Annotated in this window: 11 protein-coding genes and 1 pseudogene; 4 read left to right on the top strand and 8 right to left on the bottom strand. The window is 64.9% G+C overall.

Translation table 11 applies throughout. From position 1 onward, the window contains the following. Positions 1 to 21: 21 nt before the first annotated feature. From xylB to FJW08_RS31355, 3 genes and pseudogenes are all read right to left on the bottom strand, one after another. On the bottom strand, positions 22 to 1,476 hold the full coding sequence (gene xylB / locus FJW08_RS31365; RefSeq protein WP_140813649.1) for a xylulokinase: 1,455 nt from the start codon (positions 1,474 to 1,476) through the stop codon (positions 22 to 24). Positions 1,477 to 1,555: 79 nt separating this feature from the next. Beyond that, positions 1,556 to 2,490: pseudogene (locus FJW08_RS31360) on the bottom strand (tetratricopeptide repeat protein). 78 nt (positions 2,491 to 2,568) lie between these two features. Beyond that, positions 2,569 to 3,192: a LysE family translocator gene (locus tag FJW08_RS31355; RefSeq protein WP_140758826.1), complete on the bottom strand. Its 624-nt coding sequence runs from the start codon at positions 3,190 to 3,192 to the stop codon at positions 2,569 to 2,571. Between the two features lie 184 nt (positions 3,193 to 3,376). Between FJW08_RS31355 and FJW08_RS31350 the strand changes: the two genes are divergently transcribed. From FJW08_RS31350 to FJW08_RS31335, 4 genes are all read left to right on the top strand, one after another. Next, on the top strand, positions 3,377 to 4,144 hold the full coding sequence (locus FJW08_RS31350; RefSeq protein ID WP_140758825.1) for a L,D-transpeptidase: 768 nt from the start codon (positions 3,377 to 3,379) through the stop codon (positions 4,142 to 4,144). A gap of 212 nt (positions 4,145 to 4,356) precedes the next feature. Further along, a complete protein-coding gene (locus FJW08_RS31345) occupies positions 4,357 to 5,523 on the top strand; it encodes a diphosphate--fructose-6-phosphate 1-phosphotransferase (protein WP_140813648.1) in 1,167 nt (388 codons plus the stop codon). A gap of 54 nt (positions 5,524 to 5,577) precedes the next feature. Then, positions 5,578 to 6,297, top strand: a complete 720-nt coding sequence (locus FJW08_RS31340) for an MBL fold metallo-hydrolase (RefSeq protein WP_140813647.1) — start codon at positions 5,578 to 5,580, stop codon at positions 6,295 to 6,297. A 190-nt stretch (positions 6,298 to 6,487) separates the two neighbouring features. After that, a complete protein-coding gene (locus FJW08_RS31335) occupies positions 6,488 to 8,035 on the top strand; it encodes a DegQ family serine endoprotease (RefSeq protein ID WP_140813646.1) in 1,548 nt (515 codons plus the stop codon). 55 nt (positions 8,036 to 8,090) lie between these two features. Here the strand turns inward: FJW08_RS31335 and coaA are convergent, their stop codons facing one another. From coaA to hisA, 5 genes are read right to left on the bottom strand one after another with little or no spacing between them, the layout of a single operon-like run. After that, positions 8,091 to 9,050: a type I pantothenate kinase gene (gene coaA / locus FJW08_RS31330; RefSeq protein ID WP_140813645.1), complete on the bottom strand. Its 960-nt coding sequence runs from the start codon at positions 9,048 to 9,050 to the stop codon at positions 8,091 to 8,093. A 24-nt stretch (positions 9,051 to 9,074) separates the two neighbouring features. Next, the gene (locus tag FJW08_RS31325; RefSeq protein WP_140813644.1) at positions 9,075 to 9,398 is read right to left on the bottom strand and encodes a phosphoribosyl-ATP diphosphatase; all 324 of its coding nucleotides are present in this window, start codon (positions 9,396 to 9,398) and stop codon (positions 9,075 to 9,077) included. 60 nt (positions 9,399 to 9,458) lie between these two features. After that, on the bottom strand, positions 9,459 to 10,253 hold the full coding sequence (gene hisF / locus FJW08_RS31320; RefSeq protein WP_181183099.1) for an imidazole glycerol phosphate synthase subunit HisF: 795 nt from the start codon (positions 10,251 to 10,253) through the stop codon (positions 9,459 to 9,461). Continuing rightward, the gene (locus FJW08_RS31315; protein WP_140813642.1) at positions 10,250 to 11,086 is read right to left on the bottom strand and encodes an arginase family protein; all 837 of its coding nucleotides are present in this window, start codon (positions 11,084 to 11,086) and stop codon (positions 10,250 to 10,252) included. Before FJW08_RS31315 ends, hisF begins: the two co-directional genes overlap by 4 nt. After that, positions 11,083 to 11,832, bottom strand: a complete 750-nt coding sequence (gene hisA / locus FJW08_RS31310; protein ID WP_140813641.1) for a 1-(5-phosphoribosyl)-5-[(5-phosphoribosylamino)methylideneamino]imidazole-4-carboxamide isomerase — start codon at positions 11,830 to 11,832, stop codon at positions 11,083 to 11,085. Before hisA ends, FJW08_RS31315 begins: the two co-directional genes overlap by 4 nt. Between the last annotated feature and the right edge of the window lie 3 nt (positions 11,833 to 11,835).

The raw sequence follows: 11,835 nt of genomic DNA, 5'->3' as shown, positions 1-11,835 counted from the left end.
AGGGGGGCGCCTGGCGCCTGCTCACGCGGTTACTGCTTTGACCGCCGGGTAAAGTGCCCGGTAGCGGTGATAGGCATCGGCATAGGCGCCGCCGAGTGCCGAATCCGGTTCGATCGTGGCGTCGGTCTTCGGCGCCGTGCACACGCTGAGGGGATCGGCGCCCGTCGCGGCGATCAGACCGAGCCGGGCGGCACCGAAGGCGGCGCCGAAATCGCCGTCGGCGGGGATGTCGACGGGCAGTTGCAGCGCGGTGGCGATCGCCTTCAGCCAGTAGCGCGAGCGCGAGCCGCCGCCGATCGCGGTCACGCGCGTCAAGGTCGTGCCGGCCGTCTTCAACGCCTCCAGGCTGTCGCGGAAGGCGAACGCGACGCCCTCGAGCACGGCCTGGGTCAGTACGGCGCGGCTCGATTCATGCGCGAGGCCGGTGAAGGAACCGCGAATGGCGGAATCATTGTGCGGCGTGCGCTCGCCCGAGAGATAGGGCAGAAAGGACACGCCGGTCGGCGCTTTCAGGGAATCGCCGAGTTCCGATGTCAGTTCGCCTGCGCCCTTGCCCGTGATCTCCGACAGCCAGTTGAGCGAATCGGTCGCCGACAGGATGACGCCCATCTGGTGCCAGGTGTTGGGCAGCGCATGGCAGAAGGTGTGCACCGCGCTTGCCGGGTTCGGCAGATAGGACGCGTTGGCGGCAAACAGCACGCCCGACGTGCCGAGCGAAACAAAGGCGTGGCCGGCGCCGACCGTGCCCATGCCGCAGGCGGAAGCCGCATTGTCGCCCGCGCCGCCAGCCACCGGAATGCCAGCTTCGACGCCCCATTTCGATGCGAGTTCGGCGCGCAACGCGCCAGCCTTTGCAGTACCTTCGACCAGCGCTGGCATATGGTTCTCGTCAAGCGATGTCGCGGCGAGCAGGTCCGCGGACCAGCGGCGCTTGCCGACGTCGAGCCAGGACGTGCCGGCCGAGTCGGACATTTCCGAAATATGTTCGCCGGTCAGCCAAAGCCGGAGGAAATCCTTCGGCAAAAGCACTTTCGCCACCTTGGCGAAGACAGCGGGCTCGTTGTTCTTGACCCAGGCGAGCTTGGGCGCGGTGAAGCCGGGAAAGACGATGTTGCCCGTGAGCGTGCGGAAGCGCGGATCGGCGTCGAGCGCGGCCGCCTCGACATGGCTGCGCGTGTCGTTCCACAGAATGCAGGGGCGCAGCACATGATCGGCCGCATCGAGCAAGGTCGCGCCATGCATCTGGCCGGACAGGCCGATGCCCTTCACCGCCGCGAATTGCCCGGGATGCGACGCCTTCAGTTCGGCGATCGCCTCCTCGCAGGCGCGTATCCAGTGCAGGGGATCCTGCTCGGACCAGCCGGGATGCGGCCGAGAAACATCGAGTGTACCATGGCCGGAGCCGATGACGCCCTGTCCGGCATCGATCAGCAGCGCCTTGACGCCCGATGTGCCCAGGTCGAGGCCGAGATACATGGCTTCCTCCCACGTTCTTATTTTTTTCGGATCCCGAAAAATATGGTTGAGCAGTTTTTAAGGCAAGATCCGCTCCGGGTCAATTCTCTGACAAATCGGCGGCGCGTCGAGAAAACAGCGCCGACAGCGGACTGTCCGGGCGTGCCGTCGCGCGCTCCGTCGTCAGTGCCTGGGCAAGCGCGGCGTCGCCGGCGCGCAGGGCGGCCTCGATCAGCGTGAGATCGATGACGTCGCGCTGCGCGTGGCTGCCGCCAAAGCGATGGGCGATGGCGCGGATCGGCCGGATCAGTCGGATGGCTTCGGCGTAGTTGCCCTCTCCGAACGCCTTGATCGCAAGCGTCAGGGGATGGCCGACATCCCTGGTGAAGCCGGCGTTGTCGTCACTGCCCCGCATCGCCTCGCGCTGGGTTTCGCCACCGCATGTTGCGCCCAGCCGTCGCGCGGTTCGATCTCGACTGCTGAGCGACCCAGTCTTTCGGCCTGCGCATACTCACCCATCTCTTCGAGCCCGAAGGCCTGCATGCCGAGGATGGCGTGGTAACCCGGCATGTCCGTTCGCCATGACGGCAGGGCGCGGGCGATGTGGTCGCGCAGCATGCGGGCGTTGCCGGTGAAGAAATCGACCTGGTGTCCGACCTGGAGCGCCACGGCATCGAGCGGGAAATCGATCGCTATGTCCCGCAGGATATCGGAGGCCTGATGCCAGCGCCCGTTGGCGAGGTGGCCGAGGGCCGAGACATGCGCCCGCTCGCGCGGTGTCGCGGCAAGCGGCAGCGCCGCCTCGTGGCAGGCCCTGGCCACGGCCGTCGCCTCCGGTTCGGTAGCAAGGCCGAAGAGGTAGCCCTTGAAGACATGCGCCATGACGAAACCGGGGTCCTGCGCGATGGCGCGATCGACGGAGTTGACCGGGTCGCCGATGAAACACTGCAATTCATGCACAGCTCGGCCGTAGGAAGAGAGCCCGCCCTGTGTCGCGCCTGACAATGACAGGCCGAAGTCGTCCTTGATCATCATGCCTCGTCCCTGGATCGCCGCACCGGCGCCGATCCTAGAGCATCAACTGCTGGGGCGCCAAGCGACCAGAGAACCGGGCTAGTTGCCCGACCGCATCGCCACAGTGGCGATGCCGGCGCCGACCAGCAGCGTGCCGCCGGTGCGGTTGAAGATACGGATCGCCCTGGGATTGCGCACCACGTTGCGGGCGCGTGCCGCGATCAGCGCATAGCCGAAGGCGTTGGCGAAGGCGAGCGCCAGGAAGGTCGTCTCGAAAACCAGCATCTGCGTCCAGAAATTCGCATGCCGGTCTAGAAACTGCGGCAGGAAGGCGACGAAGAAGGTGATGCTCTTCGGGTTGAGCGCGGTGACCAGCCAGGCATGCGCCATCATCCTGGCCGACGACACCGCGTCGGTGCGTGGTTCGGCCTTCAGCGTGCCGCCGGCGCGGAACAGTTTCACGCCGAGATAGATCAGATAACCGGCGCCGATCAGCTTGAGCACGGTGAAGACACCAGCGGAAGCCGCCAGCAGCGCGCCGATACCCAGCATCGACAGCGTCATGGCGGTGAAGTCGCCCAGTGCCACGCCGACGGCCATCGGCAAGGCGGTGCGCCAGCCCTGGCCCAGCGCATAGGACACGACCAGAAGGATGGTCGGGCCCGGGATGACAAGAAGGACGGTCGACGCGGCAGCGAAGGCGGCCCAGTTTTCGAAGGACATGCTCGTCTCCTTTGAGCTCAAAGAAGAGGATAAATCCTTGGGTCCCGAAGAATGTAAAGGGCCGAATCTTTGTTTTTGCAAACGCAAGCAGCACAAGGCATTCACGCTTTATCAACCATGAATGATGAAAATGCCTGCTATCCGGCCGGACCGTGCTTCCCGCCGAAGCGTAGGGTTTGGGTATATGGGTGAGTTGCCGCAAGGTCCGACGCCGCCGCGAAACGGCGACGCAATCGAAACCGATCTTCTTCTCTCCCGCCGCGCCGTCCTGTCCGGGGCGGGCGCTTTGGCGCTGCTCGGCGTCGCCGGCTGCTCGACTTCGGGTGGTGGCGACCTGCCGGCACTCCAGCTCGACGATACGGTCACCGGTTCGGTGCCGATCCGGCCTTCGATCAGCGTCGACAAGAACATCACCAGCCCTGACGTCATGTACGCCTCCTTGACGGACAACGGCTTCAACGTGCCCGAGGTCCCCTATCTCAAGGTGAAGCCGGAATTCCGCCGCCAGATCGTCGTCGATACCACTGGCGAGGCGCCCGGCACGATCGTCGTGCATCTCAAGGAGCGCATGCTCTATCTCGTCCAGCCGGGCGGCGACGCCATCCGCTACGGCGTCGGCATCGGCAAGGACGGGTTCCGCTGGTCCGGCCGCGCCAACATCCAGTACGGCCGGGAATGGCCGACCTGGACGCCGCCGCCCGAAATGATCCAGCGCAAGCCCGAACTGGTGAAGTGGCAGGGCGGCCAGCCCGGCGGCCTGACCAATCCGCTCGGCGCCCGGGCGCTCTACATCTACCAGGATGGCAAGGACACCGGCTACCGCATCCACGGCTCGCCCGAATGGTGGAGCATCGGCCAGGCGATGTCGTCGGGCTGCGTGCGCCTGATCAACCAGGACATCATCGATCTCTACAGCCGGGTATCGAAGAAAAACCCCGTCGTCGTCATGTGATCGTGGCCGCGGTTTGCGGCCGCCAGACTCTTCCGTTGCGCGAGGCGACAAGACAGGCCAAGGTGCCTTGAAAACCATCGCCTAGAGCCGGATGATTTCAGGTCCGTTCGACCTGAAATCTGAATCCGTCTCTAAATCAAAGAAGTAGAGCATGATGTCGTCCGAAAACCGCTTCACACTTTTCGGCATCATGCTCTAGGGAGACGTCAGGAATGGCCGGAACTTTTGTTATCGCGCAGGGCGGCGGCCCGACCGCCGTCATCAACCAGACGGTGGTGGGCGCCACGCTGGAGATCCGCAAGCGGCATCCCGGCGCCAAGGTGCTGGGCTCCATCCACGGCGTGCGCGGCATCCGTGACGGCAACTATGTCGATCTTTCCGCCATTCCGGAGGACCGGCTGCGGCTGATCGCTGGAACGCCGAGCGCCGCACTCGGCTCGACGCGCGACAAGCCGGATGCCGCCTATTGCGAGGTCATCCTGAAGGGACTGCAAAAAGCGGGCGCCGACGCCTTCATCTATATCGGCGGCAACGACACCTCGGGCACCCAGCAAATCCTGACCGATGCCGCCGGCGGCAAGATCGCCTTTGTCCATGCGCCGAAAACCATCGACAACGATCTCGAGGAAAACGACCACACGCCGGGCTTCATTTCGGCGGCCGAATTCGTCGCCGGCGCCTTCCTGTCCGTCGATCTCGATTTTCGCGCGCTGCCCGGCATCTATGTCGGCATCGTCATGGGCCGGCATGCCGGCTTCCTGACCGCGGCGGCGGCGGCCTGGCAGCTCGACCCCGACAGCGGCCCGCATCTCGTCTACGTGCCGGAGCGGCCGTTCTCTGCTGCCGGTTTCATCGACGACGTACGCGCCACGCTCGACCGCCACAAGCGCTGCATCGTCGCCGTGTCGGAAGGCGTCAGCACCGCCGATGGCAAGGCGCTGGTCGAAAGCCTGGTGCCGGCAGAGAAGCTCGAACGCGACCAGCACGGCAACGTCAAACTGTCGGGCAGCGACCTGCCGGCGGCGCTCGAACGGGCATTGGCCGAAGGGCTCCCGGGCAAGCGGGCCCGCGTCGACGCGCTCGGCTACATGCCGCGCGGCTATGTCGGTGCCATCAGCGCGGTCGACGCGCAGGAGGCCTTCGATGCCGGCGCCTTCGCCGTCGGCGTCGCCGAACAGGGCGGCGGCTCGGTGGCGCTGCAGTATGATGGCAGCAAGACAGTGCTGAAGAAGGTTCCGCTGAAGAACGTCGCCGGCAAGACCCGACACATGCCCGACGATTTCATGAAGCCCGACGCCAACCAGCTGTCCGATGCCGGCATGGCCTATCTCAAGCGGCTGGTGCCGGAAAAATACAGGATCGGAAAGCCGTTCGTCTGATGCCCCGGCTCAAACCTGATGACAAGCCACACCTGATGCCTCGGCTCCCGTCTGATGGATGACTGGTTCAGCAAGCGCATCGTCGACGACAGGACGACGATGCTGACCGAACCGTTCGTGCACGCCTATGTGCGCGCCAACATCTGGCATTTCACCGGCCGCGACGCCGACCTTCTGGTCGATACCGGCATGGGCATCTGTCCGCTGGCGCCGCAGATAAAGACGCCCGAAGGCAAGCCGCTTCTGGTCGTCGCCACCCATATCCACCTCGATCATGTCGGCTCGCTGCACGAATTTCCGCTGCGGGCCGGGCCAAGGATGAGTGCCGCGCAGTTCGAGAGCATGGATGAGGCCGCGACCTACGCCTATATGTTCCACGATCTCGAGGGCGCGGTCTCGAGATTGCCGGCGCCGGGCTGGAAATCGGCCGACTATACGATAGCGCCGGCGCCGTTGACGCGCACGCTCGACGAAGGCGACGTGGTCGATCTCGGCGACCGCCGGTTTCGGGTGCTGCACCTGCCCGGGCACTCGCCGGATTCGATCGCGCTTTTCGACGAGGCCGACGGCCTGTTCTTCAGCGGCGACGCCATCTATGACGACACGCTGATCGACGATTTGCCGGATTCCGACCGGGCCGCCTATGCCGGCACGATGCGGCGCCTGCTCGAGCTGCCGATCCGCATCGGCCATGGTGGCCACGGCCCGAGTTTCGACGGCAAGCGCATGCGTGAAATCGCGTCGGCCTATCTGCGATCCGTAAGCGCGCTCTGAATTAAATCTTCGTAAGGTCGGGCAAAACCCCTAAATTGGGCAGATCGGCGCCCTAGATAGTTTGTTGTCGATCCGGCCGGTCGCCATGTACGGCGAGACAGGCCACCCCCGGCTGTCGACACGCTGACGGGTGCTTTCTCCCAGGAGCCGCCCGCGGCGCCGGATCAACCCTCGCCCGGACAGAACGACCATGTCACCCTTTGGTATTCTTCGTAGGCATCGCGTCGCCGCCCTGCTGGGCGCCGCGCTGTTAATCTCTCCTGTCGTCGTCTCATTCGCCCAAAATGCCGGCAATGCCGGCCTGAGCAAAGTCGTTGCGACGACACAGACCCCAGTCGCCGGAACAACGGCCCCGAACGGATCGTTCGCGCCAGTCGTGGCCGCGACCAAGCCCGCGGTCGTCACCGTCACGACGGTCATGAAGGCGCAGCCGCGAATCATGAGCGAAGGTTCACCCTTCGGCGGCAATTCGCCCTTCGACGACTATTTCCGCCAGTTTTTCGGCGATCAGGGCATGCCTGCTCCCAAGACGCCTCCGCAGCAACAGGGGCCGCGCGCCGAGGCGCTCGGCTCGGGCTTCATCGTCAGTGCCGACGGCACCATCGTCACCAACAACCATGTCGTCGACGGCGCCTCCTCGATAAAGGTCACGCTCGACGATGGCACGGAGCTTCCGGCCACGCTGGTCGGTCACGATGCCAAGAACGACCTCGCCGTGCTGAAGATCAAGGCCGGCAAGTCGTTGCCGACCGTGAAATGGGGCGACTCCGACAAGCTCATGACAGGTGACCAGGTGCTGGCGATCGGCAATCCGTTCGGCATCGGCACCACGGTAACGGCCGGCATCGTCTCGGCGCGTGGCCGCGACTTGCATAGCGGGCCCTTCGACGATTTCATCCAGATCGACGCGCCGATCAATCACGGCAATTCCGGCGGACCGCTGGTGGACGTCAATGGGAATGTCGTCGGCATCAACACGGCGATCTATTCCCCTAACGGCGGCAGCGTCGGTGTCGGCTTCGCCATTCCGTCCGACCAGGCCCAGAAGGTGGTCGCCAAGCTGATGAAGGGCGGCAACATCGAATACGGCTATCTCGGCGTCGAGATCCAGCCGGTGACCCCGGATGTGGCAAGCGCCATGGGGCTCGACCATCCCGGCGGTGCCTTGGTCTCGCAGGTCAATGACGGGTCGCCTGCGGCCAAGGCCGGCGTCGAAACCGGCGACGTCATCACCGGCTTCGCCGGGCAGGACGTCAAGGATCCCAAGGATCTGTCGCGGTCTGTGGCCGACGTCGCGCCGGGTGCCAAGGAGACACTGGATGTCTGGCGCAAGGGCAAGGCCATGCAGATCTCGGTGGAGGTCGGGCGCAACGGTGAAGATGTGAAGACGGCATCGACTGGCAATTCCAGCGCGCCGGGCACCGGGCAGGGTTCCCGCGCGCCGGGCATCGGCCTCGGCCTGATGGACATTACGTCCGACATCCGCCAGCAGATGAACCTCCCCGAGACCGAGCACGGCGCCGTGGTTGCCAGCGTCAATCCCGACAAACCGGCAGCGGCTGCCGGCATCCAGCCGGGAGATGTCATCGTCGCCGTCAACCAGGCCCCGGTGAAGAGCGCGAAGCAGGTGACCCAAGCGATTGCCCGAGCCGGCAAATCCGGACGCAAGTCAGTGCTGCTTCTGGTGGAGCGTGGCGACACGCAGATCTATGTCGCCGTCCCGTTCGCCAATGGCTGACAGGTAACACCTGCATGGCGGGCTTGGATGAGTCCTCCGTGCGGGGTTCTATCAGCTATAACTTGCGCAGCGCCACTTCCTCGACCAGGTGGTCGGCGCCCTTGCGCAGGATCAAGTCGGCGCGGGCGCGCGTCGGCAGGATGTTTTCGCGCAGGTTCTTCAGGTTGATGTTGGTCCACAGGCCCTCGGCGATTGCCTTGGCCGCATCCTCCGACAGCTGCGAATAGCGGTGGAAGAAGGAGTCCGGATTGCGGAAGGCGGTCTCGCGCAGCCGCATGAAGCGGGAAATATACCAGTTGTGGATCAGCTTCTCGTCGGCATCGATATAGATGGCGAAGTCGAAGAAGTCCGACAGGAAGGGCACGATCTTGCCGTCCTGCGGCAGCTTGCCCGGCTGCAGCACGTTGATGCCTTCGAAGATCAGGATGTCGGGCCGGTCGATGGTGACGAATTCGCCGGGGATGACGTCATAGGTGAGATGCGAATAGACCGGCGCGCGGACATCGGGCAACGCCGACTTGATGCCCGACAGGAAACGCAGCAGCGCGCCGACATCGTAGCTGTCGGGGAAACCCTTGCGCTCCATCAGGTTTTCGCGGCGCAGCACCTCGTTGGGCAGCAGGAAGCCGTCCGTGGTGATGAGGTCGACCTTGGGGCTCGACGGCCATCGCGCCAGCAATTCCTTCAGCACGCGCGCCGTGGTCGATTTGCCGACCGCAACCGAACCGGCGATGCCGATGATGAACGGCGTCTTGACGACATCGACGGCATTGAAAAAGGCCTGGCGCTGCCGGAACAGAAGCTGGCTTGCCTCGACATGCGCCGACAAAAGCCGCGATAGCGACAGATAGATTCGCTTGACCTCTTCGAGGTCGACCGGGTCGTTGAGCGACCGCAGGCGGCGGAACTCGTCCTCGCTCAGTGTCAGCGGCGTGTCGGCGCGGAATTGCGACCATTGCTCGGCCGAGAAGAAGCGAAACGGGGAATATTTCTCGGTTGGCGCGAGCTGATCCATCGAGATACCTGCCCTCCCTCCCGATCAGCCCTTGGGCCGTGACGCCTTCTCGGCGATGCCCGAACGCCCGGTGCGGCTTTCGAGTTCCTTGAGCACGTCGTTCAGCGGAACGCCCGCTATGCCGAGAACGACCAGCCAATGATATATAAGATCCGCACTTTCCGAAACGATGCCCTGTTTGTCGCCCTTGACGGCGGCGATGACCGTCTCGACCGCCTCCTCGCCGAGCTTCTGCGCCGCCTTGTCGATGCCGCGCGCGAACAGTTTGGCCGTCCACGAGTCCGGATCGCCGGAATGGGCGCGGTCGCTGACGATTTTTTCCAGGTCGGAGAGCGAAAACTCGGCCATGCCAGTCTATCTTCTTGTTTAAGCCGGATCTTTTCCGAAAGTCGGTCCAAGGAACATGCTCTAGGACCTGTTGCCCAGCGAGTCCAGCCGCATCGGCAGGCCGGCCTCGGCCATATGCGCCTTGGCTTGCGCGATCGTGTAGGTGCCGAAATGGAAGATGGAGGCCGCCAGAACCGCGCCGGCATGGCCGTCACGAATGCCTTCGACCATGTGATCCAGCGTGCCGACGCCACCCGATGCGATGACCGGCGCGCGCACCGCGTCCGATACCGCCCGCGTCAGCGCGATGTCGTAGCCGGCCTTGGTGCCGTCGCGGTCCATCGAGGTCAACAGGATCTCGCCGGCGCCGCGATCGACCATCCGGCGCGCGAATTCGACGGCGTCGATGCCGGTCTTCTCGCGTCCGCCGTGGGTGAAGATCTCCCAGCGGTCGGCCTCACCGGGGCCGGACACTTTCTTGGCATCGATGGCGACGACGATGCATTGGTTGCCGAACTTGTCGGCGGCTTCGGCGACGAAATCCGGGTTCTTCACCGCGGCCGTGTTGATCGACACCTTGTCGGCGCCGGCCAGGAGCAATTTCCTGATGTCTGCAACCTGGCGCACGCCGCCGCCGACGGTCAGCGGCATGAAACATTGTTCGGCGGTGCGGGCGATGACGTCGAAGATGGTCTGGCGATTCTCCGACGAAGCGGTGATGTCGAGAAAGCAGAGCTCGTCGGCGCCGGCGGCATCATAGGCCTTGGCTGCCTCCACCGGATCGCCGGCGTCGATGAGATCGACGAAATTGACGCCCTTGACGACACGGCCGTCCTTGACGTCGAGGCAAGGGATGACGCGGGCTTTCAGCATCAGCGGCCCTCTATCGTGGCAAGCAGATCGTTGAGCAGCTGGCCGACCAGCGGCGGCACATCGGCCTGGGCATCGAAAGCCGGATCGTAAGCGGAAACGGTGATGCCGATGATCGGCACCGCAAGCGCCATGGCGCAGACCGCGTCGCGCAGCTGCTCCGGGTTCGGCCCGCCAGGGGTGGCGTAGCGATTGGCCTGCAGCTCATTGGGATCATGCACGTCGAGATCGAGATGCATGTGCACGCTGTTGGCGCCGGCTGCCCTCAGTTTTTCCGTCGCTTGCGCCACGCCGGGACATTCCGTCCGGATGACCGGCAATGTTTCGAGAAGTTTCTCCTCCGCCGGATCGAGATCGCGGGCGTTGACGAGCACGCAGCGCGCGGGATCGATCGGCTTGAATCCGGGAATGGCCGCCGCCATCGGGCGCCAGCACAGGCCAAGCACCGTCGACAGCGCCATGCCGTCGAGAAAGCCGTATACGGACGTCTCGGGCGTGTTGAGGTCGCCATGCTGGTCGGCCCAGATGATCGCATCGGCGCCTTCGCCGGCGACCGCGCCGGCACTGGTCAGGCAGTTTCCGGCCAGCACGATGGGAAACCGCCCCCTGTCGCGGGCGATGCGGACCTCGCCCGAGACGGCGTTGCAGACGGCAAAACCCGTGGCGATCTCGCGCCCCTGGTCGGCGCCAACCCTGCCGATATCCTCGACCGTGACGTCATGGCCGGCAAGGGTCAGGGCATCGACGAGCCCGCCCGATATCAACGCGTCGGGCCCCTGGCCCATGCCGCCGTGATAGTGGCCGCTGTCATAGGAGGCCAGGATGAGCGAGACCTTCACGACCGCGCCTCCGCCACCGGCCGGCCCTGCAGGATCGCCAGCGCCTCGGCGGGATCGATGCGGCCATCATAGAGGGCGCGGCCCGAGATCGCGCCTTCGAGTTTTCGCGCGTCGGGCATGGTCATGCGCACGATGTCGGCGATCGAAGCCAGCCCGCCCGAAGCGATGACCGGGATCGACACGGCCTCGGCGAGGTCGATGGTGGCGTCCCAGTTGATGCCGGTCAGCACGCCGTCGCGGTCGATGTCGGTGTAGATGATGGCGGCGACGCCCGCACCCTCGAATTTCCTGGCCAATTCTATGACGCCGAGGCTCGAGGCCTCCGCCCAGCCTTCGACCGCCACCTTTCCGCCCTTGGCGTCGATGCCGACGGCGACCTTGCCCGGAAACGCCTTGCAGGCCTGCCTGACCAGATCGGGATCGCGCACCGCCACCGTGCCGAGGATGACGCGGGCCAGTCCACGGTCGAGCCAATCCTCGATCTGCTCCAGCGTGCGGATGCCGCCGCCGAGCTGCACCGGGTTCTTCGTCGCTTTCAGGATGGCGCCGACCGCGGCGCTGTTGACGCTCTGGCCCTGGAAGGCGCCGTTGAGGTCGACGACATGCAGCCATTCGAAGCCCTGCTCCTCGAAGGCTTTTGCCTGTGCGGCCGGATCGTCATTGTAGATCGTGGCGGTCGCCATGTCGCCGTGCTTGAGGCGCACGCACTGGCCGTCCTTGAGGTCGATGGCTGGAAACAGGATCATATT

This window comes from Mesorhizobium sp. B3-2-1, assembly GCF_006439515.1.
GTDB lineage: Bacteria > Pseudomonadota > Alphaproteobacteria > Rhizobiales > Rhizobiaceae > Mesorhizobium.
The sequence above is the reverse complement of the archived record's forward strand: the minus strand, read 5'-3'. Positions and strand labels throughout refer to the sequence as shown.

Coding starts and splice junctions, on each gene's coding strand:
- xylB (WP_140813649.1), bottom strand. CDS start 1,476: ATGTATCTCGGCCTCGACCTGGGCACATCGGGCGTCAAGGCGCTGCTG.
- FJW08_RS31355 (WP_140758826.1), bottom strand. CDS start 3,192: ATGTCCTTCGAAAACTGGGCCGCCTTCGCTGCCGCGTCGACCGTCCTT.
- FJW08_RS31350 (WP_140758825.1), top strand. CDS start 3,377: ATGGGTGAGTTGCCGCAAGGTCCGACGCCGCCGCGAAACGGCGACGCA.
- FJW08_RS31345 (WP_140813648.1), top strand. CDS start 4,357: ATGGCCGGAACTTTTGTTATCGCGCAGGGCGGCGGCCCGACCGCCGTC.
- FJW08_RS31340 (WP_140813647.1), top strand. CDS start 5,578: ATGGATGACTGGTTCAGCAAGCGCATCGTCGACGACAGGACGACGATG.
- FJW08_RS31335 (WP_140813646.1), top strand. CDS start 6,488: ATGTCACCCTTTGGTATTCTTCGTAGGCATCGCGTCGCCGCCCTGCTG.
- coaA (WP_140813645.1), bottom strand. CDS start 9,050: ATGGATCAGCTCGCGCCAACCGAGAAATATTCCCCGTTTCGCTTCTTC.
- FJW08_RS31325 (WP_140813644.1), bottom strand. CDS start 9,398: ATGGCCGAGTTTTCGCTCTCCGACCTGGAAAAAATCGTCAGCGACCGC.
- hisA (WP_140813641.1), bottom strand. CDS start 11,832: ATGATCCTGTTTCCAGCCATCGACCTCAAGGACGGCCAGTGCGTGCGC.